At 53.2% G+C, this 26,337-nt stretch carries 22 protein-coding genes and 1 pseudogene; 8 read left to right on the top strand and 15 right to left on the bottom strand.

Annotation, left to right across the window (positions count from 1 at the left end; genetic code table 11):
* Window positions 1-57: 57 nt before the first annotated feature.
* The 5 genes from AC3ITF_RS06380 to dapA form a co-directional block, all read right to left on the bottom strand.
* Window positions 58-2,073: a tRNA(Met) cytidine acetyltransferase TmcA gene (locus AC3ITF_RS06380; RefSeq protein WP_489176238.1), complete on the bottom strand. Its 2,016-nt coding sequence runs from the start codon at window positions 2,071-2,073 to the stop codon at window positions 58-60.
* Window positions 2,074-2,088: 15 nt separating this feature from the next.
* Window positions 2,089-2,955: a KPN_02809 family neutral zinc metallopeptidase gene (gene ypfJ, locus AC3ITF_RS06375; RefSeq protein ID WP_117343535.1), complete on the bottom strand. Its 867-nt coding sequence runs from the start codon at window positions 2,953-2,955 to the stop codon at window positions 2,089-2,091.
* Window positions 2,956-3,084: 129 nt separating this feature from the next.
* Window positions 3,085-3,798, bottom strand: coding sequence for a phosphoribosylaminoimidazolesuccinocarboxamide synthase (gene purC / locus AC3ITF_RS06370; protein ID WP_096756202.1), 714 nt, complete (start codon window positions 3,796-3,798; stop codon window positions 3,085-3,087).
* A 110-nt stretch (window positions 3,799-3,908) separates the two neighbouring features.
* On the bottom strand, window positions 3,909-4,943 hold the full coding sequence (gene bamC / locus AC3ITF_RS06365) for an outer membrane protein assembly factor BamC (RefSeq protein ID WP_117343534.1): 1,035 nt from the start codon (window positions 4,941-4,943) through the stop codon (window positions 3,909-3,911).
* A gap of 16 nt (window positions 4,944-4,959) precedes the next feature.
* Window positions 4,960-5,838 (bottom strand): 4-hydroxy-tetrahydrodipicolinate synthase, encoded by an 879-nt coding sequence (gene dapA, locus AC3ITF_RS06360; protein ID WP_096756200.1) that lies wholly within the window; start codon window positions 5,836-5,838, stop codon window positions 4,960-4,962.
* Window positions 5,839-5,983: 145 nt separating this feature from the next.
* Here dapA and AC3ITF_RS06355 point away from each other — a divergent pair, with 145 nt between their 5' ends.
* Window positions 5,984-6,556: a glycine cleavage system transcriptional repressor gene (locus AC3ITF_RS06355; protein WP_003037954.1), complete on the top strand. Its 573-nt coding sequence runs from the start codon at window positions 5,984-5,986 to the stop codon at window positions 6,554-6,556.
* Window positions 6,556-7,026: a thioredoxin-dependent thiol peroxidase gene (bcp, locus tag AC3ITF_RS06350; protein ID WP_096756198.1), complete on the top strand. Its 471-nt coding sequence runs from the start codon at window positions 6,556-6,558 to the stop codon at window positions 7,024-7,026. Before AC3ITF_RS06355 ends, bcp begins: the two co-directional genes overlap by 1 nt.
* A 115-nt stretch (window positions 7,027-7,141) precedes the next feature.
* Here the strand turns inward: bcp and iadA are convergent, their stop codons facing one another.
* The 4 genes from iadA to AC3ITF_RS06330 all read right to left on the bottom strand — a co-directional run bounded on the left by iadA (window position 7,142) and on the right by AC3ITF_RS06330 (window position 10,671).
* On the bottom strand, window positions 7,142-8,305 hold the full coding sequence (gene iadA, locus AC3ITF_RS06345; protein WP_115257802.1) for a beta-aspartyl-peptidase: 1,164 nt from the start codon (window positions 8,303-8,305) through the stop codon (window positions 7,142-7,144).
* A gap of 11 nt (window positions 8,306-8,316) precedes the next feature.
* Window positions 8,317-8,778 (bottom strand): YjiG family protein, encoded by a 462-nt coding sequence (locus AC3ITF_RS06340; protein ID WP_117343531.1) that lies wholly within the window; start codon window positions 8,776-8,778, stop codon window positions 8,317-8,319.
* A gap of 1 nt (window position 8,779) precedes the next feature.
* Entirely contained in the window at window positions 8,780-9,439 is a 660-nt protein-coding gene (locus tag AC3ITF_RS06335; protein ID WP_137361936.1) for a nucleoside recognition domain-containing protein, read from the bottom strand.
* Window positions 9,440-9,606: 167 nt separating this feature from the next.
* Window positions 9,607-10,671 (bottom strand): AI-2E family transporter, encoded by a 1,065-nt coding sequence (locus tag AC3ITF_RS06330; RefSeq protein ID WP_096756194.1) that lies wholly within the window; start codon window positions 10,669-10,671, stop codon window positions 9,607-9,609.
* Window positions 10,672-10,899: 228 nt separating this feature from the next.
* Here AC3ITF_RS06330 and bepA point away from each other — a divergent pair, with 228 nt between their 5' ends.
* Window positions 10,900-12,363: a beta-barrel assembly-enhancing protease gene (gene bepA, locus AC3ITF_RS06325; RefSeq protein WP_115257799.1), complete on the top strand. Its 1,464-nt coding sequence runs from the start codon at window positions 10,900-10,902 to the stop codon at window positions 12,361-12,363.
* A gap of 77 nt (window positions 12,364-12,440) precedes the next feature.
* Window positions 12,441-12,800, top strand: coding sequence for an arsenate reductase (glutaredoxin) (gene arsC, locus AC3ITF_RS06320; RefSeq protein ID WP_489176237.1), 360 nt, complete (start codon window positions 12,441-12,443; stop codon window positions 12,798-12,800).
* A gap of 33 nt (window positions 12,801-12,833) precedes the next feature.
* On the opposite strand, the gene AC3ITF_RS06315 is transcribed toward arsC, so the two are convergent.
* From AC3ITF_RS06315 to bglK, 5 genes are all read right to left on the bottom strand, one after another.
* Complete coding sequence (locus AC3ITF_RS06315) at window positions 12,834-13,535, bottom strand: DnaA inactivator Hda (protein ID WP_212726261.1); 702 nt, start codon at window positions 13,533-13,535, stop codon at window positions 12,834-12,836.
* Window positions 13,536-13,630: 95 nt separating this feature from the next.
* Window positions 13,631-14,920, bottom strand: coding sequence for a uracil permease (gene uraA, locus AC3ITF_RS06310; RefSeq protein WP_096756190.1), 1,290 nt, complete (start codon window positions 14,918-14,920; stop codon window positions 13,631-13,633).
* Window positions 14,921-15,015: 95 nt separating this feature from the next.
* Complete coding sequence (gene upp, locus AC3ITF_RS06305) at window positions 15,016-15,642, bottom strand: uracil phosphoribosyltransferase (RefSeq protein ID WP_096756189.1); 627 nt, start codon at window positions 15,640-15,642, stop codon at window positions 15,016-15,018.
* Window positions 15,643-15,825: 183 nt separating this feature from the next.
* Entirely contained in the window at window positions 15,826-17,256 is a 1,431-nt protein-coding gene (locus AC3ITF_RS06300; protein WP_137399760.1) for a 6-phospho-beta-glucosidase, read from the bottom strand.
* An 8-nt stretch (window positions 17,257-17,264) separates the two neighbouring features.
* Window positions 17,265-18,143 (bottom strand): beta-glucoside kinase BglK, encoded by an 879-nt coding sequence (gene bglK, locus AC3ITF_RS06295; RefSeq protein ID WP_489176236.1) that lies wholly within the window; start codon window positions 18,141-18,143, stop codon window positions 17,265-17,267.
* A 291-nt stretch (window positions 18,144-18,434) separates the two neighbouring features.
* Between bglK and purM the strand changes: the two genes are divergently transcribed.
* The 4 genes and pseudogenes from purM (at window position 18,435) to ppx (ending at window position 24,053) form a co-directional block, all read left to right on the top strand.
* On the top strand, window positions 18,435-19,472 hold the full coding sequence (purM, locus tag AC3ITF_RS06290) for a phosphoribosylformylglycinamidine cyclo-ligase (RefSeq protein WP_096759359.1): 1,038 nt from the start codon (window positions 18,435-18,437) through the stop codon (window positions 19,470-19,472).
* Window positions 19,469-20,113 carry a phosphoribosylglycinamide formyltransferase gene (gene purN, locus AC3ITF_RS06285; protein ID WP_096756186.1) on the top strand — a complete coding sequence of 215 codons (645 nt, stop codon included), beginning with the start codon at window positions 19,469-19,471 and terminating at the stop codon, window positions 20,111-20,113. Before purM ends, purN begins: the two co-directional genes overlap by 4 nt.
* A gap of 203 nt (window positions 20,114-20,316) precedes the next feature.
* Window positions 20,317-22,380: pseudogene (gene ppk1 / locus AC3ITF_RS06280) on the top strand (polyphosphate kinase 1); the annotation flags it as partial.
* A gap of 131 nt (window positions 22,381-22,511) precedes the next feature.
* Window positions 22,512-24,053: an exopolyphosphatase gene (gene ppx / locus AC3ITF_RS06275; RefSeq protein WP_489176235.1), complete on the top strand. Its 1,542-nt coding sequence runs from the start codon at window positions 22,512-22,514 to the stop codon at window positions 24,051-24,053.
* Here the strand turns inward: ppx and AC3ITF_RS06270 are convergent.
* Window positions 24,033-26,303, bottom strand: coding sequence for a sensor domain-containing phosphodiesterase (locus AC3ITF_RS06270; protein ID WP_153879844.1), 2,271 nt, complete (start codon window positions 26,301-26,303; stop codon window positions 24,033-24,035). The two genes, ppx and AC3ITF_RS06270, sit on opposite strands and share 21 nt — an antisense overlap.
* Window positions 26,304-26,337 lie beyond the last annotated feature (34 nt).

Here is a 26,337-nt window from a genome sequence, read left to right as displayed (position 1 = left end):
GATAAGAGTAATTCTACGCCGCTTAATCGCAATGACCATGCCAGGAAATTGAAGAAGTCAGTGAAAAAATTGCCATTGCATAATGCGATTCTGTAGCTGTTGCGTCCGGGCCGCATCGATCTGGGCCAACGCCTGCGCCGCTTCATCCCGCTGAACCAACAACAGCGCTTTACGCCCGGACACCTTCAGTCGTAGGCACAGTTCAGCGTCGCCGCATCTCTCGTCGACACGTCCGCGCAATGCCGGAAGAGGTAGCTCGCTGCCCTGGAGCAGGCGACTCAGACAGCCTAACGACGTGAGCAGCGGCCGATGCGCAAAAGCAAATCCAGCCAACGCCTGCCAGTCATCTTCATTAAGCGTAGTCTCTTTCAGCGGCACGACCGGGATCGCCTCATCGTTCCACTGTGCCAGAACGTCAGCATCCCGACGCAGGCGCAGGTATTCGGTTGCGGCCAGGCGTTTTCCCGCCTCGCTTATCGGCAGCAGCGCCATCGCGGTGTAGCAGCCGCTGCTGGCCTCCCGATGATTCCCCATCCGCACCAGCACAAAGCCGCATCGCTGCCAGAAACGCCATAGCTCACTCGTATAACCAAAACTGACCGACAGATAGTCACACTGCGTGGAATAGTAATGAGCCTGCTCGATTAGCCGTTGCCCAATACCTTCCCGCTGGCGGGCGGGATGAACCGCAATACGGCTTACTCGCCGTCCAACGAGCGTCGCCGCCTGTGGGTCACTGCCGTGCGCGGCCAGTGATTGCGCCACCAGGTTTCCTCTTGGACGACGATAACCTGCCCAGACGGCCTGGCTAAGTTCAGCGGATAAGCCGCCTTCATCCACCAACCAGACGGCCCCCGCCACCGCGTCAGCCGCCGATGCCTGCAAAAAATGCTGGCCAGGCGCGTCCATCATTCGGCGCAAATCCAGCGGAGACGTGCGGTAATGCGCCCCGGAGAGCAGCCGGTATACCGCCAGCGGCAGATGCGGATTGCTATGCCAGGCCGTCGACTCAAAGGTGGAGAAGTGGATATCGCCTTGAGGGGGATGCAAAAAAGTGTCGTCGTCGAACACCAGCGTCTCACTGACGGTTTGTTCCAGCGGACACCCCTGAGCCCACCTGATGGGCTGCTGCAGTTCATAACGCAGAAGATGGGGGAAACGCGCGCAGAACTTCAATAAGAACCCTCTGCCGGTTCCCTCGTAGCCCTGAACGGTGGTAGTCAACAGCACACGTGGAAAACGCGAAACCAGCTGATGCAGCAACGGGGCGGGAATAGCGGCCGCTTCATCCACAATCAACCAGTCAGCAGTTTCGCTGCCGGTGAGTAACGCATCTGGCGCCATAAAGCGATAACGTTCTCCGGCAAACTGCGCCAGCACATCCGTCGCCGCTTTTGCCGGGGCGGTAACAATGGCGCTTGCCTTCATGCGTGATATCAACTGCCCGGCCAGCGCGGATTTACCCCGGCCTCGCGCGGCGGTTACCGCTGCCACGCCGGGCGGCATATCCAGCAGCTGCTGTAAAATGACCGCCTGCTCTGGCTGAGGCTCGCCGTTAGCTGGCTGCCAGCGAGCGCGTGCGGGAAAATGTCCAGGCGCAAACGGCTGATGCTGTTGCCAGTGCAGGGTTTGTCCGTCACGGGTCATCACCCGTTGAAAGTGTTCGACAAAGTGCGGCGTAGGGATAGGTTCGGCGCAATCGCTCCAGCGCAGTGAATCCACATCAGGATGCGTTTGCCAGGTCAGCCAGGGGGGCGTCAGCAGCACCAGCCAGCTTCCGGCACGCAGCGTGCCGCTTAGGGCGGCAAACGCCGCAGCGTCAAATCCCTGACGGGCATCAAAAACCGCATGGCGAAACTCACGCCCCAGTAACGTTTGTAGCGCTTGCGGCGTGCAGTACGGTTCAGCGGGGGCCGTTGCCCCCACCCAAAGCCAGTCGCCGGGTAATGTGTTGCGTAGCGCAAGCGCCCGCTCCTGAGGCCACAGACCCTCGCCGCTAATAATCAGCAGGCGACGGATGCCTTCCCGGGCCATGTGTTCAGTTAACGCATTCAGTGCGGTGTTATCGGACATCCCTGCCTCAGGATCTTAAATGCCTTTGCCAAAGGTATTACATTGCGCCGGGTCGCCGCTATCAAAACCGCGTTTGAACCAGCTATAGCGCTGTTCAGAGGTACCATGCGTAAAGCTGTCCGGTACCACGCGTCCCTGCCCCTGCTGCTGCAGGCGATCGTCACCAATTGCCTGGGCGGCGTTCAGCGCTTCTTCCAGATCGCCCGTTTCCAGCACGCCCTGCTGCTGCATACTGTTGCCCCAGACGCCAGCAAAGCAGTCGGCCTGCAGCTCCATACGCACGGAAAGACGATTCACTTCCGCCTGCGAGGCATTCTGCTGCATCTGGCGAACTTTCGGTTCTATGCCTAGTAGTTTCTGCACGTGGTGGCCAACCTCATGCGCAATGACATAGCCCTGAGCAAAATCACCGTCAGCGCCGAGCTTACTTTTCATGTCGTCATAGAAGGAGAGATCGATATAGACCGTGCCGTCCGCAGGGCAATAAAATGGCCCCATCACTGACTGGCCTGCTCCACATCCGGTTCGCGTCGCGCCACGGTACATCACCAGCTTAGGCTGCTGATAAGTACGGCCCATTTTTTCAAACTGCTGGCCCCAGGTGTCTTCGGTCGTGGCGAGGATCACCGAGGTAAATTTGGCCGCTTCATCATCATTCGGACTGATGGAACGCGTGGATTGCTGCTGCGAAACAGGTTGGCCGGTCATTAACCCGGTGAGATCGACGCCATAATAGCCGGCCACAAGGACCACAATCAGCAGGATGATGCCGCCTTTACCACGTGGCAAACGAAAGCCCGGCCCGCCCATAGAAGGTCCGCCGCCCGAACTGTTACGTCTGTCTTCTACATTGTCGCTTTCGCGACGCCCTTGCCAGCGCATAATCACCTCAACTTTTTATTCATTATGATGATGATCGTAGGCGGTTCGGAACAGGATTACCATAAGAAAGAGTAATCAAACCAGGGGGGAATTGATGAGCCGGAGAGCGATCGCCGGCTCAGGAAGGGATCAGTCTAACTTCACACCCAGGCGATGTGCGACAGCTTCATAGGCTTCGATCAGGCCGCCCAGACTCTGGCGGAAACGGTCTTTGTCCATTTTATCCAGCGTTTCTTTGTCCCACAGACGGCTACCGTCCGGAGAGAATTCGTCGCCCAGAACCACTTCACCTTTATACAAACCAAACTCAAGTTTGAAGTCGACCAGGATCAGACCCGCGTCATCAAACATTTTTTTCAGCACGTCGTTGGCTTTGTAGGTCAGCTCTTTCATTCGTGCCAGATTCTCTTTGCTCACCCAACCAAACGTTTCGCAATAGGACTCGTTAATCATTGGATCGTGCATAGCATCGTTTTTCAGGAACAGATCAAACAGCGGCGGATTCAGTTCAATACCTTCCTCAACGCCTAAACGCTTCACCAGGGAACCTGCCGCGCGGTTACGCACCACGCACTCGACCGGGACCATCTCCAGTTTTTTCACCAGACATTCGGTATCGGATAGCAGTCGCTCCATTTGGGTCGGAATGCCCGCTTCTTGCAGCTTGGTCATAATGAAATGGTTGAACTTATTGTTCACCATGCCTTTACGATCGAACTGTTCGATGCGCGCGCCATCCCCTGCTGACGTATCATTGCGGAATTCGAGCACCAACAGGTCCGGGTTTTCCGTGCTGTATACGGTCTTCGCTTTACCACGATACAGCTCAGCTTGCTTTTGCATCTTTATTACTCCTGGGTGTGAAATAACGATAAATATTGCGTTTTTCTGCTGACGCACACGTTTGCGTATCATACCAGAAAAAAGGGCTGGAGTTATCCAGCCCTTGATTTTTACTTACTGAATGCTGCCTGGAAGACGGCGACCAGCGCGTCGTTCTGGCTTTGCGTCAGGGTATGTCCCTTCGGATCGATAAACTGCAAGCTGCTGCGGTTGTCTAAATCACCGACCTGCAGTTTGTAGTCGCCGGATACCAGACCCGGATCGCTCGCGCCCAGTTCCTGCCAGTTGCTATCGGACAGCGGTTTGTAGGTTACGGCGATGCTGCCCTGAGAACGAGTACTGTCGGTCACTTTCATACCCACTTTCTCAAGTGCTGCTGGCAGACGCTGCCACACCACGTTGAACGGTCCGCGTACCACCAGCATCGGCAAGCCGGTGTCATCGGCAGCGCTCTGAACATCCATGGTGGCGGCAGAGCGACTCTGCGCGGCATTCGCGGCGTCGGTGGCGGTCTTATCCAGACCCGCAGAGATAACGTTCATCATCTCAGCGCTGTAGCGCTGCATTGATGCAGCATCTGCCACCGGCTTACCGGCCTGCTCGAGGTTAACCAGTTTCACCGTTACCGCCTGCTGATAGCCCTGCGGTTTAACCGAGATTTGATAACGTCCGCGATACTGCTCGTCTTCATCAAGACGGTTCCAGTCAACCCAATCGGTCGTCAGCGTCTGACTGGCATCATCACGTTTGGTAATGGTGTAGTTTTTCGCCTGAATCACGCTAACGACCTGCGGCCACAGCGTGTTACTACGACCATTCTCTACCAGCAACGTTGCCGTATCACCTGCGATCTGGGTACGTGCACCGCTAACCAATGCCAGCGGTTGAGCCGGTGGGCGAATATCCAGCGCTTTACCAACAGCACCGCTGCCGTTGGTTACCGGGATGGTATAATCACCGGTTGTTACCGGCAGAATCATCCCAGCTGGCGCATGAAGCTCAGCAAGCGGTGCGGCCTCCAGATAGGATTCATCACCGCTCACCTGGCGCTTATAGCGCGAGTCAGAACTACAGGCCGCGAGCAACATAACTAGCGAAACACCCGCAACCTTGGCCAGGCGCGACTTTTGTACTGAGTAAGCCATCAAATCTCCCTAAACTTTACAGCAAACCGGCATGCTTAAGCGCCGCTTTGACGATATCACGAGCATTGTCCGTGATTGGCGTCATCGGCAGACGCAGCGTATCGGTTGCCACAAGACCCAATTCCTTACATGCCCATTTCACCGGGATAGGATTGGGTTCGACAAATAGTTTGTTGTGTAACGGCATCAAACGCTGGTTAATCACCCGCGCCTCGGCAAAACGCCCTTCTGCCGCCAGTTTGCACATTTCAGCCATTTCACGTGCCGCTACGTTAGTGGTAACGGAAATCACGCCATGACCACCGAGCTGCATAAAGTCCAGCCCGGTCGCGTCATCACCGCTGAGCAGAATAAAATCGTCTGAAACCAGCTCTTTGATCTGGTGAACACGACTTAAGTTCCCTGTGGCCTCTTTGATAGCGACAATATTTTTTACTTTCGCCAGACGACCCACGGTCTCCGGCAGCATATCGCAGCCGGTACGGGACGGCACATTATACAGAATTTGTGGCAAGTCAGTATGTTCAGCGATGGCTTTGAAATGCTGGAACAAACCTTCCTGCGTCGGGCGGTTGTAGTAAGGCGTCACCGTCAGGCAGCCGACAATACCGCTGTCGTTGAAACGCTGCGTCAGACTAATGGCTTCTGCGGTCGCATTGGCGCCGGTTCCGGCAATCACCGGAATACGCCCGTCGGCCAGTTCCAGCGTCATCATCACCACATCGCCATGTTCATCATGACTCAGCGTGGCGGACTCACCGGTAGTGCCAACCGAAACGATCGCCGAGGTGCCGCTGGCGACATGATAATCAATCAGTTTTTTCAGGCTCGACCGGCAGACTTTACCTTTCTCATCCATCGGCGTAATAAGCGCGACAATACTTCCCGTGAACATGGGCCATCCTCTGTGCAAACAAGTGTCTCAATGGTACGTTTGGTACGACAATAAAAGCAAGCGACCAGAGCCCTTCTGATTGTTGTATGCATGTTTTTTTTATGCTTTCCTTATAATTACCTCACCGCTCAAAGGAAGAACAGGTTTGACATCGTCATCGCAACACTATCTGGTCATTACTGCGCTGGGTGCCGACCGCCCAGGAATTGTGAACACCATCACTCGTCATGTCAGCAGTTGTGGCTGTAATATTGAAGACAGCCGACTGGCCATGCTGGGTGACGAGTTTACATTTATCATGCTGTTGTCTGGCACCTGGAATGCCATCACCCTGATTGAATCAACCTTGCCGTTGAAAGGCGCAGAGCTGGATTTATTGATTGTGATGAAGCGTACAACCGCACGCCCCCGCCCGGCGATGCCCGCCACGGTATGGGTTCAGGTTGATGTCCCTGACTCTCCCCATTTGATTGAGCGCTTTACCGCCCTTTTCGACAGTCATCAAATGAATATTGCCGAACTGGTTTCGCGCACCCAACCGGCGGAGAACGGAAAGGCTGCCCAGTTGTTTATTCAGATTACCGCACATAGCCCTGCGTCACACGATTCGGCAAATATTGAGGATGCGTTTAAAGCACTCTGTACAGAACTCAATGCGCAAGGCAGTATTAACGTCGTCAATTACTCACAGCATGATGAACAGGATGGAGTTAAGTAATGAACCCACTGAAAGCCGGTGATATCGCACCGAAATTTAGCTTGCCGGATCAAGACGGAGAACAAGTAAATTTAACCGACTTCCAGGGACAGCGTGTTCTGGTTTATTTCTACCCGAAAGCCATGACGCCCGGCTGTACCGTACAGGCCTGTGGCTTACGCGATAACATGGATCAGTTAAAAAAAGCCGGCGTGGAAGTGCTGGGTATCAGCACCGATAAACCGGAGAAGCTTTCCCGCTTCGTGGAGAAGGAAGTGCTTAACTTCACGCTCCTGTCCGATGAAGATCACCAGGTTTGCGAGCAGTTTGGCGTCTGGGGAGAAAAGTCATTTATGGGTAAAACCTATGATGGCATTCATCGCATCAGCTTCCTGGTGGATGCTGACGGCAAGATTGAACATGTGTTTGATGATTTCAAAACCAGCAATCACCACGACATCGTGCTGAAATGGGTGCAGGAAAACGCCTGATTTATTTTTGCCGGATTAAGCCTGATGGCGACGCTACGCGTCTTATCAGGCCTACATCCGCGCAAGTCCGTAGGCCGGATAAGGCATTTACGCCGCTATCCGGCATCAACGTCGTTTACTCAAACGTCCCTTTAACACACGCTTTTTTCTCTTTCACCACCGCGTTGCCCTTCGCCCACAGGTGGTAAACCTCCAGCGTGTCGTTGAGCACCAGAATGTCCGCATCGCATCCAACCGCCAGACGTCCTTTATGCCCAAGTCCCAGAAACTCCGCCACCGTGCGCGTGAGCGGACATAATGCCTGCTCCAGAGGAATGGCATGAACCGTCACCAGTTGGCGCAGCGTGTGTGCCAGTGATTCAAATCCGGCCACACCAATCCCCGTCAGATTGCCCTGTTCATCAAACTCCGGCTGGCTGCCGTTACCGTCTGAACTCAAGGTAATCCGCGACAGTGGAACGTCGCTGCGCAGCGCGGTCGCGATGGCCGTTGCCGGATCCACGGGCTCATCAATACTGCTGGTAATGTCGATATACCCCCCTTTGCGGGCATAGGCTAAGGCGGCCTCAAACAACGGTTCCGCGCGGTTAACATGCGTTGGCAGCAGTTTGGTTATCGGCACATCCGAATGCGCGAGGACGTCATACAGCGGCTCCAGCATGCGCGGGCTGTCACCCATATGGAAGACGCTAATCCCCGGCTTCTGCCCTAATAATCCGCCGACGCGCGACTGCGCCGCCATGTTCGCCAGCACCGCGGTATTCGGGGCTGATGAGCGATGGTCTGAAATCGCACATTTCACCCCTATCACCTTGTCGATCAGCGCTACATCGCGCTCAATACTGCCGGTAATGGTCGGGGAAGGTAACGAATACGCGCCGGTGAGCATCCAGGCACTGATGCCTTCATATTCCAGTGCTCGGGTTTTCGCCAACAGCGACTCCGGATGACGGGTAATTCCATCGGTACCCAGCAATCCCACCACTGAGGTGATACCCGCTTCAACCAGTCGTGACAGGCGCACTTCCGGTGTGCGGGTGTGGGGGCCGGCCTCTCCGCCACCGCCAATCAAATGAACGTGCTGATCGATAAACCCCGGACAAACAATGGCACCCTCGAGATTAATACACTGACAGCCGGGAAAATCGTCTGCCAGGATAGACGGCGCGATGGCGACAATTTTTCCGCCCACGACCAGAATATCTTGTTGCCCCAAATCGTCAGGCGCGTAAACGTGTCCGCGCTGGAACAGCGTCAGACCAAGAATTGAACAGTTCATAACCTTCCTTGTCAGGCAATTACCTGCATAACCCAAATAGAGAGCAGCGCATTCATCACGCATACCGCAATAATAAGCGGATAATAGCGAGGATGAACCCCCGCAGTCCCCAGACAGCGTCCGACATTTTGCACTGGATTCCCCATCAGGTAGATGGCCGGTAGCAATACCGTCGCATCATGTCCCGAAAGGGTTCCGGCGACAACCAGACTGGCGCAAACGCCAACGCCGCCGCCCATACTCATCACCGCCGCCAACAGCACGGTGGCAGATTCCCCCGGCAATCCCCACAGCGCCATAACCGGTTCGCACACCCGGCCGACGACGTCGAGCAACCCCGTTACCTTTAGCGCCTGAATAATCACAAACGCCATCACCACGTTCGGTAACAGGCTGGTGGTGGCAATGGTAAACCCGCGCCTTGCGCCATCGATGAACATATCCATGACATTTTTACGTACGTGTGTTGTCATCTCAGGCCTCCTGCTGCGTACGGCGATTTTCAAGCTGCGCGATCCACAGCCGTAGCAGGTTCGCGCCGACAAATTTGAAGACCAGGATCACCGCCAGTGGCGTTATCACCGGAACGGTAACCATCGTAAACAGCGCCGCGCCTGAGGAAAAATAGTTGGTGATACACGCGCTACCGCTGGTTTGCCAGCAGGCAAAAATAGCGCGTTCCTGCTCGGTGATAATCCCCTCTTCCGCCAGCTCTTTGGTCATTCCAGCTGCGGCATCGGTATTTTGCACATTCGCAATCAGCGCCAACGAGCAAATACCCGGAACGCCGAGTAAGGGGCGCAGGACCGGCGTCATTAGCTGCTGCGCCGCGCGCAACCCTCCCAATCCTTCGGTAATGGAGATGATGCCAAGTGACAGAATGACGGAGGGCGCCAGTTCCAGCGCAAATAAAAAGCCATCTTTTGCGCCCATCCCGCCGGTACCGCGAAACGAGACCGCCGTCTCGCCTGCCGCGTTTATCTGCCCAAATGCGCCGTTGAGAACGGTGAAATCGAACACCCGCCACCAGTCGGTACTTTTCGAAAACATGCCGGAAAAAAGGATAATAGTGACGAAAAAGGCGAGATAGCCAACCCATCCCGCTTTTTGTTGCGTGTGCGTGTTGTGACCCATTTTTTTTCTCCTGTTGGTCTTATTCCTTGTGTGACAAAAAGACATCACATTGGTCAAGTTAAAGGCTAATACGGAGAAAAACGACACCCAGGAAGATTATTCAGAAAGTGTGTATAGAGGTCAGACAAGTTCTGGCCCGGCGGCATTGCACCGCCGGGCGTCAGGGTCTATGACTCGTCAATCGTCTGACCATCCGGCCAGGCATGGACGACTGCTTTGATTAACGTCGCCAGCGGAATAGCAAAGAATACGCCCCAGAATCCCCACAGCCCGCCAAAAATCACCACCGACAGAATAATCACCAGTGGATGCAGGTTTACGGCTTCGGAGAACAGTACTGGGACCAACAGATTGCCATCCAGCGCCTGAATGATCAGGTACACGGCAAAGCAGCTCCAGAACTCGGTCCCGAGACCAAACTGGAACAGCGCCACGCCCACCACCGGGATGGTCACCACAAAGGCACCGATATACGGGATCAGGACTGAAAAACCGACCAGTACAGCCAGCAGCAAGGAGTAGTTGAGGCCAAACAGCAGGAAGCCCAGCCAGGTGGCGACGCCTACCACCACCATTTCCAGCACTTTGCCGCGAATATAGTTGGTGATTTGCTGGTTCATCTCTTTCCAGACCTGCCCGGCCAGTCCACGATTACGCGGAAGTACCCGACGTACGGCATTCAGCATCTGGCTTTTGTCTTTCACCAGGAAGAACACCATTAGCGGAACGAGAACCAGATACACCGCCAGCGTCAGCAATCCGACTAGCGAAGCCAGCGAATATTTCACCACGGAATCGCCCATATTGAGCATTCGCGCGCGCATATTCTCTGCCATCGCATCAATGATGCCGGCATCCATCAGCGCCGGATACCGTCGCGGCAAGGTAGCGGCAAAATCAGACAGCTTGTTAAGCATGCCGGGCATATCGCGAATCAGGTAGATCCCCTGCTGCCACGCGACCGGCATTACCACAAACGCCATCAGCAGCAGAATACCGACGAACACCACCAGTACAATGGATGTCGCCCAACGCCTTGAACAACCGATATTTTCCAGCCGCACGGTGGGCCATTCCAGCAGATAGGCCAGCACAATGGCAACCAGCAGCGGCGCTAACAGCCCACTAAAGAAGAAAAGGATGCCAAAACCGGCAACCAGAATAATCAGCAAGGCAATAGCCTCAGGGTCGCTAAAGCGGCGGCGATACCATTGCATCAACATTTCGAGCATAAAACCCTTCCATGAACCTCAATAGCGGGATTGCGATCCCGAATTGTATCGAAATGTCACAAAAAAGACTTCGCTTTTTATAGCGGTTTACGCAAAGTGAAAAGACATTTTTCCTGGGTGTTCATCGTCGAATTTCGCAGTTACACTCCCAAAGCTGTCTGAGGGTGAACGATACTTCACAGCATGGGTCAAATGGCTATCTCAAAAAAAGAATACAGGACAGAGGTTATGTTCAGGCAGTTGAAAAAAAACCTGGTTGCTACCCTCATTGCTGCACTGGCCATCGGTCAGGTCGCGCCCGCATTTGCTGACACTGCGGACACCCTACCGGATATGGGAACCTCAGCAGGGAGCACGCTTTCCATCGGGCAGGAAATGCAGATGGGTGACTATTACGTACGCCAGCTGCGCGGCAGTGCGCCGTTAATTAACGACCCTTTGCTGACCCAATACATTAATTCTCTGGGGATGCGTCTGGTCTCACACGCGGACTCCGTCAAAACCCCCTTCCATTTCTTTTTGATTAATAACGATGAAATAAACGCCTTTGCCTTCTTTGGCGGCAACGTTGTGCTGCACTCTGCGCTTTTCCGCTATTCCGATAACGAAAGCCAGCTGGCATCGGTGATGGCGCACGAAATTTCTCACGTCACGCAGCGCCACCTGGCGCGCGCCATGGAAGACCAAAAGCGCTCTGCCCCGCTGACCTGGGTGGGGGCTCTGGGTTCTATTCTGTTGGCGATGGCCAGTCCGCAGGCAGGGATGGCAGCACTGACCGGTACGCTGGCCGGCACCCGTCAGGGGATGATCAGCTTTACGCAGCAAAATGAACAGGAAGCGGACCGTATCGGTATTCAGGTCCTGCAACGCTCAGGATTTGATCCGCAGGCCATGCCGACGTTTCTGGAAAAACTGCTCGACCAGGCGCGCTATTCCACGCGCCCGCCTGAAATTCTGCTGACGCACCCCCTGCCAGAAAGCCGTCTGGCGGATGCGCGTAACCGTGCTAACCAGATGCGACCGACGGTGGTGCAATCCTCGGAAGATTTTTACCTGGCAAAAGCGCGAACCCTCGGCATGTATAACTCGGGTCGCAACCAGTTGAGCAGCGACCTGCTGGATAACTGGGCAAAAGGCAACGTCCGCGAGCAACGGGCGGCGCAATATGGCCGCGCGTTACAAGCAATGGAAGACAGTAAATACGACGAGGCGCGTAAAGCGCTACAGCCGCTGCTGTCTGCCGATCCGAACAATGCCTGGTATCTCGACCTGGCGACCGATATCGATCTCGGTCAGAAGAAAACCGGCGATGCAATTAATCGCCTGAAAAATGCCCGCGACCTGCGCGTTAATCCGGTATTGCAGCTTAACCTGGCGAATGCCTATTTACAGGCCGGTCAGGCCAAAGAGGCCGCTACCATCCTGAATCGTTATACGTTTAATCATAAGGATGACGGCAATGGCTGGGATCTGTTAGCACAAACGGAAGCAACGCTGAATAACCGCGATCAGGAACTGGCAGCGCGCGCAGAAGGCTATGCGCTGGCGGGACGTCTTGACCAGGCCATTTCTATGCTCAGCAGCGCAAGTTCACAGGTGAAGCTGGGAAGCCAGCAGCAGGCAAGATACGATGCCCGTATTGACCAGCTACGCCAGCTGCAAGAGCGCTTTAAACCGTACACGAAGATGTAACTATTGAATACTTACCGGATGGTGACGCTGTTGCGTCTTATCCGCCATCCGGCAGTTTTGCTATGCAAGGAGAAGTCATGTCAGACGCGATTAAAATCTACCATAACCCACGTTGCTCAAAGAGCCGTGAGACACTGGAATTACTGAAGTCCAACGGCGTGGAGCCGGAAGTAGTGCTGTATCTCGACACTCCCGCAGACGAAGCAACTTTGCGTAATCTGCTGCAGATGCTGGGCATGTCCAGCGCGCGTGAGCTGATGCGCCAGAAAGAAGAACTCTATAAATCGCTCAACCTGGCGGACGAGACTCTGAGTGAAGAGGCGCTGATTCAGGCGATGGTGGAAAACCCGAAACTGATGGAACGTCCGATTGTGGTGGCCAACGGTCAAGCGCGAATTGGGCGTCCGCCGGAGCAGGTGCTGGATATCGTCGGCTAATGTGATGCACCGCAGTCTTTTCGGCTGCGGTGCTTACAGCTTCAGAATCTCTTTGACAAACGGAATGGTCAGCTTGCGCTGAGCGGTGATCGACGCATGATCCAGTTCATCCAGGGTCATAAACAACGTGCGCATTTCGCGATCCAGACGCTTTAGCAGGAAGCGGCCCACGTCCTCCGGCAGTTCGAACCCGCGCAATCTGGCGCGTAATTGCAATGCCTGAAGCTTATCTTCATCCGAGAGCGGCTGAAGTTTGTAGATTTGCCCCCAGTCCAGACGAGAAGCCAGATCCGGCAGTCCGAGATTAAGCTGTCTTGGTGGACGATCGCCAGTGATCAGCAGGCGCGTTTTCCCTGATTCCAGAATGCGGTTGTAGAGATCGAAGATCGCCATTTCCCACAGGGAATCCCCGGCCACGCATTCAATGTTATCAATGCACACCAGCGAGAGATGTTCCATGCCATCAAGCACTTCCGGTACGAACCACGTACGCTTATCCAGCGGGACATAGCCGACGGCATCCCCGCGCTGAGAAAGCTCGGCACAGGCTGCGTGCAGCAAATGACTACGGCCCGCGCCTTCACGCGACCAGAGATAGATATACCCGCTATGTTCCTGACGCAGCACGTTTTGCAGCGCGGCCAGTAAAGAGGAGTTATCCCCCGGCCAGAAACTTGCGAAGGTTTCATCGTCAGGAAGATAAAGTGGCAAAGAGAGCTGTGCCGGTGTGTTCAGAGATACCTCAACCCAGGATTTCATAAAATCGCGTTGAGTTTACCACAGAAATACGTCGCGATAGAACCGGGCAGCGATGCCGCCCGGTCAGAGACTTAGTGTTGCGGTCTGTCAGCATCTTCAGCGTCAAGGACGACTTCTTCCGGACGCAGCAGGCTAATCACTTTGAAGATCAGGCTCAGGGCAACGCCGACAATGGTCGCCAGCGCCATGCCTTTCAGCTCAGCCGCACCAATGTGAACCTTCGCACCGCTCACGCCGATAATCAGAATCACCGAAGTCAGGATCAGGTTTTGTGCCTTGTTATAATCAACTTTTGATTCGATCAACACGCGGATACCGGACGCACCAATCACCCCGTACAACAGCAGTGAGACACCGCCCATAACCGGCAGCGGGATTATCTGAATCGCGGCGGCCAGTTTACCCACACATGAAAGCAGAATAGCAAAAATTGCCGCCCCGCCAATGACCCAGGTACTGTACACGCGGGTAATGGCCATGACGCCGATGTTCTCACCATAAGTGGTGTTAGGCGTGGAACCAAAGAAGCCGGAGATCACCGTCGACAGGCCATTGGCGAACATCGAACGGTGCAAGCCGGGATCGCGAATTAAATCTTTCTTCACGATATTGGCGGTCACCACCAGGTGTCCTACGTGTTCGGCAATCACCACCAGCGCCGCAGGCAGGATGGTCAGAATAGCCACCCATTCAAAACGCGGCGTGTAGAAGGTCGGCAGAGCAAACCAGTGGGCTTCGGCAATGGGTGTGGTATCCACAACGCCCATCACGAACGAGAGCGCATAACCCGCCAGCACACCAATCAGAATCGGGATAATCGCCATAAAGCCGCGGAACAGTACCGAACCAAATACCGTTACGCCCAGCGTCACCATCGAAATGATAATGGTTTTAGAATCAGGCATTTGTCCTTCAGCTGGCAGCAAGCCTGCCATCCCCGCAGCAACACCAGCCAGCTCAAGGCCGATGACGGCAACGATTGCGCCCATAGCCGCAGGCGGGAACATCACATCCAGCCAACCGGTACCTGCTTTCTTCACGATGAAAGAAACCAGACAGAACAGCACGCCACACATGATAAAACCGCCGAGCGCCACTTCATACCCTAACGGCAGTAGCAGCAGCACCGGAGAGATAAAGGCAAAGCTGGACCCCAGATAAGCTGGGATTTTCCCCTTACAGATAAAGAGATACAGCAGCGTACCAATGCCGTTAAACAGCAGGACGGTGGCTGGGTTGATATGAAACAGGACTGGCACCAGTACCGTGGCGCCAAACATGGCGAACAGGTGCTGCAAACTAAGCGGGATTGTCTGTAAAAGCGGCGGTCTTTCACTCACCCCGATAGCACGGCGCGTCATAGTGTTTTCCTCTGAGTATTGTGTTTGAGTAGCGATGGGTTGTTTTATTCAAAAAAAAGCCGACTCTTAAAGTCGGCTTCTTTTTATTTATTCATTTACTTGGTACCAAAAATCTTATCGCCGGCATCGCCGAGTCCCGGAATAATGTATCCGTGCTCGTTCAGCCCCTGGTCGATAGATGCGGTATACAGCTCAACATCCGGGTGCGCTTTTTCCAGCGCAGCGATACCTTCTGGCGCAGCAACCAGCACCAGCACTTTAATGCTGCTGCAGCCCGCGTTTTTCAGCAGGTCGATGGTAGCAATAACGGAACCACCTGTGGCCAGCATCGGGTCAACGATCAGCGCCATGCGCTCGTCAATGTTAGACACCAGTTTCTGGAAGTACGGTACCGGCTCCAGCGTCTCTTCGTTACGGTACATGCCCACCACGCTGATACGCGCGCTCGGGACGTTTTCCAGTACGCCTTCCATCATACCCAGGCCTGCACGCAGGATTGGCACAACGGTGATTTTTTTCCCTTTGATTTGGTCGACTTCAACCGGGCCGTTCCAGCCTTCAATGGTCACCTTTTCGGTTTCCAGACCAGCGGTTGCTTCATAAGTCAGCAGGCTGCCAACTTCCGAGGCGAGTTCACGAAAGCGTTTAGTGCTGATGTCGTTTTCACGCATCAATCCCAGCTTGTGTTTGACGAGTGGGTGTTTGACTTCCACGATCTTCATACTCTTCTCCTTTCCTCAGACGAGTGGCAACCACAAAAAAAATCGCCGGATTATACCGCTTTTCCTCTCTGGCGCAACACTGCATACGCTTGATATGGATCAACCAAAGTCATTTACGTCTGAAAAATGAGTATAAGACACGCCCCGCGCGCTGGGCGGGGCCGAGCATCAATCCATTGAATTCTATAAAAATTCAGCATTGGTCTGAATGACGTGCTGATACCATGAAAAAGATTTCTTAGGCGAGCGTGCTAATGTCCCACTACCGTCATTATTTTTATCGACGTAGATAAAACCATAGCGTTTTTTCATTTCGCCCGTCCCGGCGGACACTAAATCAATACACCCCCACGGCGTATAGCCCATTAAATCGACGCCATCTTCCACCACGGCTTTTTTCATCTCACTGATGTGGGCCGCCAGGTAGTCAATGCGGTACTGATCGTTCACCGTCCCATCGCTTTCCAGCACATCGATAGCACCAAACCCGTTTTCTACGATAAACAGCGGGAGTTGATAATGATCCCAGAACCAGTTTAGCGAGTAGCGCAGGCCGACCGGATCAATCTGCCAGCCCCAGTCCGATTTTTGCACATAGGGGTTGGAGACCAGGCTTTTCGTTTCGTCATAATCCAGTTGCGGATTCTCCGCTGAAGCCTGCGTAGCAAAGGACATGTAATAACTGAAACCAATATAGTCAACACAGCCCTGAGTCAGCGCCTGACGGTCCTCCTCGGTAATATCCAGCTCAAATCCCCGACGTTCAAAGTAGTTGAGAATATGCTGCGGATATTTGCCGCGCACATGGACATCGGTAAACCAGTAACGGCGATGCATGGCGTTCATCGCCATCATTATATCGTCAGGCGCACAGGTCAGCGGGTAAATCGGGCACATGGCAATCATGCAGCCAATTTGCAGCGTGGGATTAATCTCACGCGCCGCTTTTACCGCCAGTGCACTCGCCACCAGTTCGTAGTGTGCAGCCTGATACATTACCGGCTCACGGTCTTCGCCTGGCTGGTACTTCAAGCCGGAGTTGGTAAACGGTGCAAAATCTTCGTGGAAATTAGCCTGGTTATTGATCTCATTGAACGTCATCCAGTACTTCACTTTATGCTGGAAGCGGGTGAAGACCACCTCGGCAAAACGGACAAAGAAATCAATCAACTTACGATTACGCCAGCCGCCATATTCCTTCACCAGATGGTACGGCATCTCAAAATGCGACAGCGTAACCACCGGTTCAATACCGTATTTCAGGCATTCATCGAACAGATCGTCATAGAATTGCAGGCCAGCTTCATTTGGCTGCGTTTCATCACCCTGTGGGAAAATACGGGTCCAGGCAATTGACGTGCGAAAGCAGGTAAACCCCATTTCGGCAAACAGCTTAATGTCGTCCTGGTAGCGATGGTAAAAATCAATAGCCTCATGGTTGGGATAATTTTTCCCTGGTAGCACGCCATCGGTAATTTCGCGAGCGACACCATTTGCCCCCGCCGTCATCACATCAGCAACGCTAATCCCCTTTCCCCCTTCCTGCCAGCCACCTTCCAGTTGGTGAGCAGCAACCGCGCCCCCCCACATGAAATTTGCTTTAAATCCAGACATGTTAGCTCCTATACCGTTCTGTTTTGCTGATTGAAATGGTAAACGGCACCGTACAACCCGGCGTCGTTGCCGTGGCTGACGATATCGATATATTCCGCAATACCGAACCAGGCCAAATGATGACGCAACAGCGACAGGAATCCAGGGCGTTCAACAATGCCGCCACCGATTAATATCACCTGCGGATCGAACACATTAACGAGGTTATAAAGACCCGTGCCGAGGTCGTTAAAAAACTCAGTGACTAAACGCTGGCAGACAGGGTCTCCATCGTCGTAGCGATCAAAAACATCTTCGCCCGAGACGGCTTCCAGTGCGCTCCCGATATGTTCCGCATAGCGATGACGTAAAACGCGCAGGGTGCAATTTTCATTCATCGAATAGCGTCTGACATCACGTGTTCCGGGTCGGGCGGTTTGCATATAACCAAATTCACCAGCACGAAAACGCGCGCCATGCACCAGTTGGTTGTTGCAGAAAATCGCCCCGCCGATCCCGGTCCCGATGGTCAGAACAAGGAAATTTTCGATACCGGCTACTTTCCCCTGCCAACGCTCAGCAAGCGCGACACAGTTCGCATCATTTTCAACCGTCACCGGCAACCCGGTACGCTCTTCCAGCCATGCTTTGAGTGCAAAATGGTCAAACTGGCGAATCGCTCCGCCCATTTCGATATAGCCGGTAGTCGGATTGACATAACCCGGTGCGCTAATGGCGATGCCCTCGCAGTCAGGATGGGCTGAAACCCAGTCCAGCATGCCCTGCAAAATTTTGTCTCCATCGCAGTCAGGCACTGACAGCTTGCCCTTTTCCCGCAATTCGCCCTGTTCGCTAATCACGCCCATTTTTAATGCCGTACCACCAATATCGAATGCTGCGATATTCATTAATGATCCTTCCTTTTGACGTGTGGTCACCGTTAATTTCATCACTGCTGATAAAAACAGAAACCGGTTTCAGTAAGATACTGTGCATTACGTCATCCGGTTTCAAGCACCATGCTGAACCCGGTTTCATTTTCGTGGCTCAGGTCAAATAAAGACGTATGTGAATGTAAATCGCTGAAAAAAACGGCAGAAAAAAGCCGATGCAGAGCAGACTCGCAAACGTTTGCTTTCCCTGTTAGAATTGCGCCGAATTTAACTTTTATTGCAAGTAAACACGTGGGGAACCAGGCAGTGACCGATAAAACCTCTCTTAGCTACAAAGATGCCGGTGTTGATATTGACGCAGGGAATGCTCTGGTCGATCGAATCAAAGGTGTAGTAAAGAAAACCCGTCGCCCGGAAGTAATGGGTGGTTTGGGTGGCTTCGGTGCGCTGTGCGCATTGCCGCAAAAATATCGTGAACCGGTACTGGTTTCCGGCACTGACGGCGTAGGTACAAAACTGCGTCTGGCGATGGATCTGAAGCGCCACGATACCATCGGTATTGACCTGGTGGCGATGTGCGTCAACGACCTCGTGGTGCAGGGCGCTGAACCGCTGTTTTTCCTCGACTACTATGCCACGGGTAAGCTGGACGTCGATACCGCTGCCAGCGTGATCGCCGGTATTGCCGAAGGTTGCCTGCAGTCCGGCTGTGCGCTGGTCGGTGGTGAAACCGCTGAAATGCCGGGGATGTATCACGGTGAAGATTACGATGTGGCCGGTTTCTGCGTAGGCGTGGTTGAGAAATCAGAAATCATCGACGGCTCAAAAGTGGCTGATGGCGATGTGCTGATTGCGCTTGGCTCCAGCGGCCCGCATTCCAATGGTTATTCCCTGGTGCGTAAAATTGTCGAAGTCAGCGGCTGTGACCCGGAAACAACCGAACTGGAAGGAAAATCACTGGCCGATCATCTGCTGGCGCCTACCCGCATTTATGTGAAATCCATTCTGGAGCTGATTGAGAAGGTTGACGTGCACGCAATTGCCCACCTGACCGGCGGCGGTTTCTGGGAAAATATCCCACGCGTCTTGCCTGACAACACCCAGGCCGTAATCGATGAATCCTCCTGGCAATGGCCAGCCGTCTTTAACTGGCTGCAAACAGCGGGTAACGTCAGTCAGCACGAGATGTATCGCACCTTCAACTGCGGCGTAGGCATGGTTATCGCTCTGCCAGAAGCTGAAGTGGACAATGCTCTTGCGCTGCTGAACGAAAAAGGTGAAAACGCGTGGAGAATCGGTATCATCAAAGCGTCCGATTCCGAACAGCGTGTGGTCATTGAATGAAAAATATAGTGGTGCTCATTTCCGGTAACGGAAGCAATTTGCAGGCGATCATTGACGCCTGCAAACAGAAAAAAATCAAGGGCACCCTACGTGCAGTATTCAGTAATAAGGCCGACGCGTTCGGCCTTGAACGTGCACGCGAAGCAGGCATTCCGGCTCATTCGCTGGAGGCAAGCCAGTTTGCCAGCCGTGAAGCCTTTGATCGCCAGCTAATACAAGAGATCGATGCCTATGCGCCGGACGTCGTGGTACTGGCCGGGTATATGCGTATCCTCAGCCCGGCGTTTGTCGCCCACTATGCCGAACGCTTGCTGAATATCCACCCTTCTCTGTTGCCCAAATATCCCGGCCTGCATACACATCGTCAGGTGCTGGAAAACGGTGATGAAGAACACGGAACCTCCGTTCATTTTGTCACTGACGAACTGGACGGTGGGCCGGTTATTCTGCAGGCGAAAGTGCCGGTGTTTGACGGCGACAGCGAAGATGACGTGACGGCACGCGTTCAGGCCCAGGAACATGCCATCTATCCGCTGGTGGTCGGTTGGTTTGTCGATGGTCGTCTGCAAATGCGCGATAACGCAGCCTGGCTGGACGGCATTCGCCTTCCACCACAAGGCTACGCAGCCGACGAAGCATAAAATAGCCTCCCAGCCTCGTAGGTCGGATAAGGCATTCACACCACCATCCGGCACTCATGTGGGCTTTTATGCCGGATGGTGACGCTAAAGCGTCTTATCCGGCCTACATCCTGCAATTCCCCTCATTTTTTCTGGCACATGCCAGTCGTGCTCGCCATAATGATCACGTAGTGTCCCGTGAATGAAACGGAGTAAAAGTATTAATGGGTCAGGAAAAGCTATACATCGAGAAAGAGCTTAGTTGGTTAGCGTTCAACGAACGCGTCCTGCAGGAAGCTGCTGATAAGTCAAACCCGTTGATTGAACGGATGCGTTTTCTGGGCATCTATTCCAATAACCTCGACGAGTTTTATAAAGTTCGTTTTGCCGAACTAAAACGCCGCATCATTATTAGCGAAGAGCAGGGTTCTAACTCTCACTCCCGCCATCTGTTAGGCAAAATCCAGGCCCGCGTACTGAAAGCCGATCAGGAGTTCGATGGCCTGTACAATGAATTACTGCTGGAGATGGCGCGCAATCAGATATTCTTAATCAATGAGCGCCAACTGTCAGCCAATCAGCAGAGCTGGTTGCGTCATTACTTCAAGCAATATCTTCGCCAGCACATTACGCCGATCCTGATTAACCGCGAGACAGATTTAGTCCAGTTTCTGAAGGACGACTATACCTATCTGGCCGTGGAGATCATCCGTGGTGATGCCATTCGCTATGCGCTACTGGAAATTCCGTCTGACAAGGTTCCCCGCTTTGTAAATCTGCCGCCGGAAACGCCCCGTCGTCGCAAGCCCATGATCCTGCTAGACAACATCCTGCGTTATTGCCTTGATGACATTTTCAAAGGGTTCTTTGATTACGATACGCTGAATGCCTATTCGATGAAAATGACCCGCGACGCTGAATACGATTTGGTTCACGAGATGGAATCCAGCCTGATGGAGCTGATGTCGTCCAGCCTGAAGCAACGTCTGACCGCAGAGCCTGTGCGCTTTGTCTATCAGCGTGATATGCCCAATGCGCTGGTCGAAATCCTGCGTGAAAAACTGACGATCTCTCGCTACGATTCGATCGTCCCCGGCGGGCGTTACCATAACTTTAAAGACTTTATTAATTTCCCCAACGTTGGCAAAGCTAATCTGGTGAACAAGCCGCTGCCTCGCCTGCGCCATATCTGGTTTGATAACGAAAAGTTCCGTAACGGATTTGATGCCATCCGCGAACGCGATGTGCTGCTCTATTATCCGTATCATACTTTTGAGCACGTCCTTGAACTGCTGCGCCAGGCCTCGTTTGACCCGAGCGTGCTGGCTATAAAGATCAATATCTACCGCGTGGCAAAAGACTCCCGCATCATCGACGCAATGATCCATGCGGCCCACAACAGTAAAAAAGTGACCGTGGTCGTCGAATTACAGGCGCGCTTTGATGAAGAAGCCAACATTCATTGGGCCAAGCGTCTGACCGAAGCCGGCGTGCACGTCATCTTCTCAGCACCGGGACTGAAAATTCACGCCAAGCTGTTCCTTATCTCACGTAAAGAAGGCGACGAGGTGGTGCGCTACGCCCATATCGGGACCGGGAATTTCAACGAAAAAACGGCGCGACTGTATACCGACTACTCTTTGCTGACCGCCGATTCGCGCATTACCAACGAAGTGCGTCGGGTGTTCAACTTTATCGAAAACCCGTATCGTCCGGTGACCTTTGATTATCTGTTGGTTTCCCCGCAGAACTCGCGACGTCTGCTGTACGCGATGATCGACAAAGAGATCGCCAATGCACAGCAGGGGCGCTCTTCCGGCATTACGCTAAAACTGAACAACCTGGTCGATAAGGGCCTCGTTGATCGACTCTATGCGGCGTCCAGTTCGGGCGTACCGGTTAATTTGCTGATCCGCGGAATGTGCTCCCTGATCCCGAATCTGGAAGGCATCAGTGATAATATTCGCGTGATTAGCATCGTTGACCGCTATCTTGAACATGACCGGGTCTATATCTTCGAGAATGGCGGCGATAAACAGGTATACCTGTCCTCGGCGGACTGGATGACAAGAAACATCGATTATCGTATCGAAGTCGCCACGCCGCTGCTGGATCCACACCTCAAGCAGCGCGTGCTGGATATTATCGAGATCCTGTTCAGCGATACGGTAAAAGCCCGTTACATTGATAAAGAACTGAGTAATCGCTACGTGCCACGTGGAAACCGCCGTAAGGTTCAGTCGCAGTTGGCGATTTATGACTACATCAAATCACTCGAGCAACCTGACACTAGCCTAAATAATTCAAGTTGTGGGAAGGCGGAAAATGAGAGAATCCCCGGGAACTTACGCCAGTAAGTGACTGGGGTGAACGAATGCAGCCAACACATACACAACTTGAAGTATGACGGATAAACGCTATGCCAATACACGACAAGTCACCACGACCGCAGGAATTTGCTGCGGTCGACCTGGGTTCAAATAGTTTCCATATGGTTATTGCCCGCGTAGTTGACGGAGCGATGCAAATTATAGGGCGACTAAAACAACGCGTACATCTGGCGGATGGACTCAGCGAAGACAATAAGCTGAGCGAAGAAGCCATGGAGCGCGGATTAAGCTGTTTGTCATTGTTCGCGGAACGACTGCAGGGCTTCCCCCCATCAAGCGTCTGTATTGTGGGGACTCATACGCTGCGTCAGGCACTAAATGCCCCTGATTTTCTCAAGCGCGCAGAAAAGGTCATCCCCTACCCGATCGAAATTATTTCCGGTAACGAAGAAGCCCGACTGATTTTTATGGGCGTGGAACATACGCAGCCGGAGAAAGGCCGTAAGCTGGTGATAGACATCGGCGGCGGTTCTACCGAACTGGTGATCGGTGAAGATTTCGAGCCTAAACTGGTCGAGAGCCGTCGGATGGGCTGCGTCAGCTTTGCCCAGATGTATTTCCCTGGCGGCATTATCACTCGGGAAAACTTCCAGCGCGCCCGCATGGCGGCAGCGCAAAAACTGGAAACCTTAACCTGGCAGTTTCGAATTCAGGGTTGGAACGTGGCGCTGGGTGCCTCAGGCACCATTAAAGCGGCGCACGAGGTGCTGCTGGAGATGGGTGAAAAAGATGGCTTTATTACCCCCGAACGCCTGGAAATGCTGACCAGTGAAGTCCTGAAGCACACCTCTTTTTCAGCACTCAGTATGCCAGGGCTGTCCGAGGAGCGGAAAGCGGTTTTTGTCCCCGGACTGGCTATCCTGTGCGGCGTTTTTGATGCGCTGGCAATACGTGAGCTGCGCCTTTCTGATGGTGCGCTTCGGGAAGGCGTACTGTATGAAATGGAAGGTCGCTTCCGCCATCAGGATGTACGCAGCCGTACTGCCAGCAGCCTAGCAAACCAGTACAATATCGACAGCGAACAGGCGCGCCGCGTGCTGGAAACCACTATGCAAATGTATGAGCAGTGGCATGCGCAGCAGGCTAAGCTGGCGAACCCGCAGCTGGAAGCATTACTCAGATGGGCCGCCATGCTGCATGAGGTGGGATTGAACATCAACCACAGTGGCCTGCACCGCCACTCGGCTTACATTCTGCAAAACAGTGACCTACCGGGTTTTAACCAGGAACAGCAGTTGATGATGGCGACATTGGTTCGCTACCATCGCAAAGCCGTTAAGCTGGACGATCTGCCACGCTTTGCGTTATTTAAGAAGAAACAGTTCCTGCCGCTTATTCAGCTGCTACGTCTGGGTGTCTTGCTGAACAACCAGCGCCAGGCGACGACCACGCCGCCGACGCTGACGCTTATCACCGACGAGAACCACTGGACATTGCGCTTCCCGCATGACTGGTTCAGCCAGAACGCGCTGGTTTTGCTCGATCTGGAAAAAGAGCAGCAATACTGGGAAGCCGTAACGGGCTGGCGGCTTAAAATTGAAGAAGAACGCTCACCCGATATCGCCGCATAACGCTTCTACAGGTGCCAGAATTTCTGGCACCTGTTCTTGCAAAATCTCATGCAGCGGCTGCGGTTTACCGATCAGATAGCCCTGCATATAATCAATTCCTAAAGAAACCACCGCGCTGCGTATTTCTTCGCTTTCAACATACTCCGCCACCACCATCATTTTTTTCATTCGCGCCAAGTGACAAATCGATGCCACAATTTGGTAGTCGAGGCTATTCGAAACAATATTGCGAATAAAGCTGCCGTCAATTTTCAGGATATCGGCGCTCACATTTTTCAGTCGCGCATAGCTGGCATAGCCAGTGCCAAAATCATCAATCGCTATCTGACAGCCAAGTAACTGCAATTGCAGCAGCGTTGCCTGCGCTTGCTCGGCATTGGTTAAGGCATTGCTTTCCGTTACCTCAAAGACCAGTTGCCAGGCTTCAATCTTATATTTCACCAGCAATTGCGCGATATCGGTCGGAAGTCGGGCGCGACACACCGAGGTAGGCGATAAATTAATAGCAAAGCGACGGGCTGGCATTCTCTCCCGATTCTGAGCCATAAATTTCAACGTGTTTTCAATCACCCACAGATCGATGCTGGAGGACAAACCGAACTCATGCGCGACGGGTAAGAAACAATCCGGCGTAACGATTTCATCGTCATCCCCTTTCAGACGCAGCAGGATTTCATGGTACACATCGCCACGCACACCATAAATGGGCTGTGCCATCAGGAAAAAGCGGTTGTGCTCCAGCGCCTGCTGTAGCCGATTCATCATCGCCACTTTATCTTTCAGGTCCCGCTGCAGGTGCATGGCACCACGACGTTGCAAATTTTCAGGCGTATTGGTGGCAAGGGAAAGTTCGGCAATGGTGCTAAGTTCGCCCAATAACAGGTAGATATGATTAACCGGAGAGCGAACATAGCAATAACTGATCCCCACCTGTGGCTGTAAAGGCATACCATCCCAGACAAAGCGGAATTGCTTGATGTGCTGATCCAATGCCTCAATGCGCTGCTGGTGGGACTCGGTGTTAAACCGCAGGACAAGGTCATTACCCGATAACTGGAAGACGTACTCATCCTGTTCCAGAAAGGGCGCTATCCAGTGAGCGATTCTTTGCTTGTACTGGATACGTAGCATGATCCCATAATTTTTGACCAGCGGTTCCATGCCAGGGATCCGCAAGAAACATAGCACGGACCAGGGCGACTTCTTCAGCTCCCGGTTCAACGCGCGCAGATTTGGAAGATGCACCATAGGATCAAAATACGCCAGACGATATGTACGTCGGGTAACGGCTCTCTGACGCGTTGCCAGCACGGCGATGTAATTTACGATAAAGGAGAAAACAAGATAGCTCGACGAGGTGATCGCCAGCTGCGTATCGTAACCTGAGTACCAGGGCATGTAGCTCTGATAATGATGTATTCCCGTAATGAGTATGACCGCCCACATCAGTGAAATAAGTCGATAGCCGTAACGCATTGCCCCCCACAGCATGACGGGCAATAACAGGGATAAGGTATAATTCGTACTGAAAATCGAGCTATTTTCATTTAACGGCATACACAACAGCGTCATCAACGTGGTCAATACTATCAACCACGCTGCAAACTCCGTCTTCGAGACTTTATTATCAAACTGCTGTTTTAACTGAGAAAAATAGCCGCGCAGGTGAAAAGGGTTCCGTATTGCCCGAATGATAAAATAACATAGCGGAATACCCACGAGGTTTCCCGTCAGTAGGGCCTGATAATTGATCAACGTGCCGGTATTGAAAGGCATGACGCCCATCATCCCTGATTTGCTCGCATACACGCCAACAAACGCGGCAAACTGAAAGAGTACCAGGAACAGCGTTGCCGGACAGAAAACCTGCCAAAATATACGCTGAAACATCAGATGCGAGTCACCATGAGCCACGTTGTTCCGTCGGGGGGCGAACACCCGATATCCACCCCAACTGAGGACAATCGTTACGACAAAGTGTGCAATGATTGACACTGTTTCAAACACACCAACCTGTGGGAGTTTATACCAGCTGATCGCAATGATAATGCCCGGTAATGCGGCCCAGCCAAAAAAGAGCATCAGGCTAATCATCAGCGCTAAAGGTAGATAAAAAAGAACGACGTTCCCCGTACTAATATGCGCGTAGGTGTTCACACAACTCAGTAAAGGCAACAACAGGGAGGGTAAGATGAGAGGTAATGCCCACCATTGGTCTCTAATAACAATATACTTTTTATTGATTTTCATAGATGCTCAGTAGAGTCCCTCACATCCTGAAGGG

The organism is Citrobacter sp. KH_055_1 (genome assembly GCF_057838705.1).
The sequence above is the reverse complement of the archived record's forward strand: the minus strand, read 5'-3'. Positions and strand labels throughout refer to the sequence as shown.

What these genes read in the sequence shown, in the direction of transcription:
- dapA (WP_096756200.1), bottom strand. Translation starts at nt 5,838, where the DNA reads ATGTTCACGGGAAGTATTGTCGCGCTTATTACGCCGATGGATGAGAAA.
- AC3ITF_RS06340 (WP_117343531.1), bottom strand. Translation starts at nt 8,778, where the DNA reads ATGACAACACACGTACGTAAAAATGTCATGGATATGTTCATCGATGGC.
- AC3ITF_RS06335 (WP_137361936.1), bottom strand. Translation starts at nt 9,439, where the DNA reads ATGGGTCACAACACGCACACGCAACAAAAAGCGGGATGGGTTGGCTAT.
- bglK (WP_489176236.1), bottom strand. Translation starts at nt 18,143, where the DNA reads ATGAATATCGCAGCATTCGATATTGGTGGTACGGCATTAAAAATGGGC.
- ppx (WP_489176235.1), top strand. Translation starts at nt 22,512, where the DNA reads ATGCCAATACACGACAAGTCACCACGACCGCAGGAATTTGCTGCGGTC.
- AC3ITF_RS06270 (WP_153879844.1), bottom strand. Translation starts at nt 26,303, where the DNA reads ATGAAAATCAATAAAAAGTATATTGTTATTAGAGACCAATGGTGGGCA.
- purN (WP_096756186.1), top strand. Translation starts at nt 19,469, where the DNA reads ATGAAAAATATAGTGGTGCTCATTTCCGGTAACGGAAGCAATTTGCAG.
- AC3ITF_RS06330 (WP_096756194.1), bottom strand. Translation starts at nt 10,671, where the DNA reads ATGCTCGAAATGTTGATGCAATGGTATCGCCGCCGCTTTAGCGACCCT.
- uraA (WP_096756190.1), bottom strand. Translation starts at nt 14,920, where the DNA reads ATGACGCGCCGTGCTATCGGGGTGAGTGAAAGACCGCCGCTTTTACAG.
- ypfJ (WP_117343535.1), bottom strand. Translation starts at nt 2,955, where the DNA reads ATGCGCTGGCAAGGGCGTCGCGAAAGCGACAATGTAGAAGACAGACGT.
- AC3ITF_RS06380 (WP_489176238.1), bottom strand. Translation starts at nt 2,073, where the DNA reads ATGTCCGATAACACCGCACTGAATGCGTTAACTGAACACATGGCCCGG.
- arsC (WP_489176237.1), top strand. Translation starts at nt 12,441, where the DNA reads ATGTCAGACGCGATTAAAATCTACCATAACCCACGTTGCTCAAAGAGC.
- bamC (WP_117343534.1), bottom strand. Translation starts at nt 4,943, where the DNA reads ATGGCTTACTCAGTACAAAAGTCGCGCCTGGCCAAGGTTGCGGGTGTT.
- AC3ITF_RS06300 (WP_137399760.1), bottom strand. Translation starts at nt 17,256, where the DNA reads ATGTCTGGATTTAAAGCAAATTTCATGTGGGGGGGCGCGGTTGCTGCT.
- purC (WP_096756202.1), bottom strand. Translation starts at nt 3,798, where the DNA reads ATGCAAAAGCAAGCTGAGCTGTATCGTGGTAAAGCGAAGACCGTATAC.
- bcp (WP_096756198.1), top strand. Translation starts at nt 6,556, where the DNA reads ATGAACCCACTGAAAGCCGGTGATATCGCACCGAAATTTAGCTTGCCG.
- upp (WP_096756189.1), bottom strand. Translation starts at nt 15,642, where the DNA reads ATGAAGATCGTGGAAGTCAAACACCCACTCGTCAAACACAAGCTGGGA.
- bepA (WP_115257799.1), top strand. Translation starts at nt 10,900, where the DNA reads ATGTTCAGGCAGTTGAAAAAAAACCTGGTTGCTACCCTCATTGCTGCA.
- iadA (WP_115257802.1), bottom strand. Translation starts at nt 8,305, where the DNA reads ATGAACTGTTCAATTCTTGGTCTGACGCTGTTCCAGCGCGGACACGTT.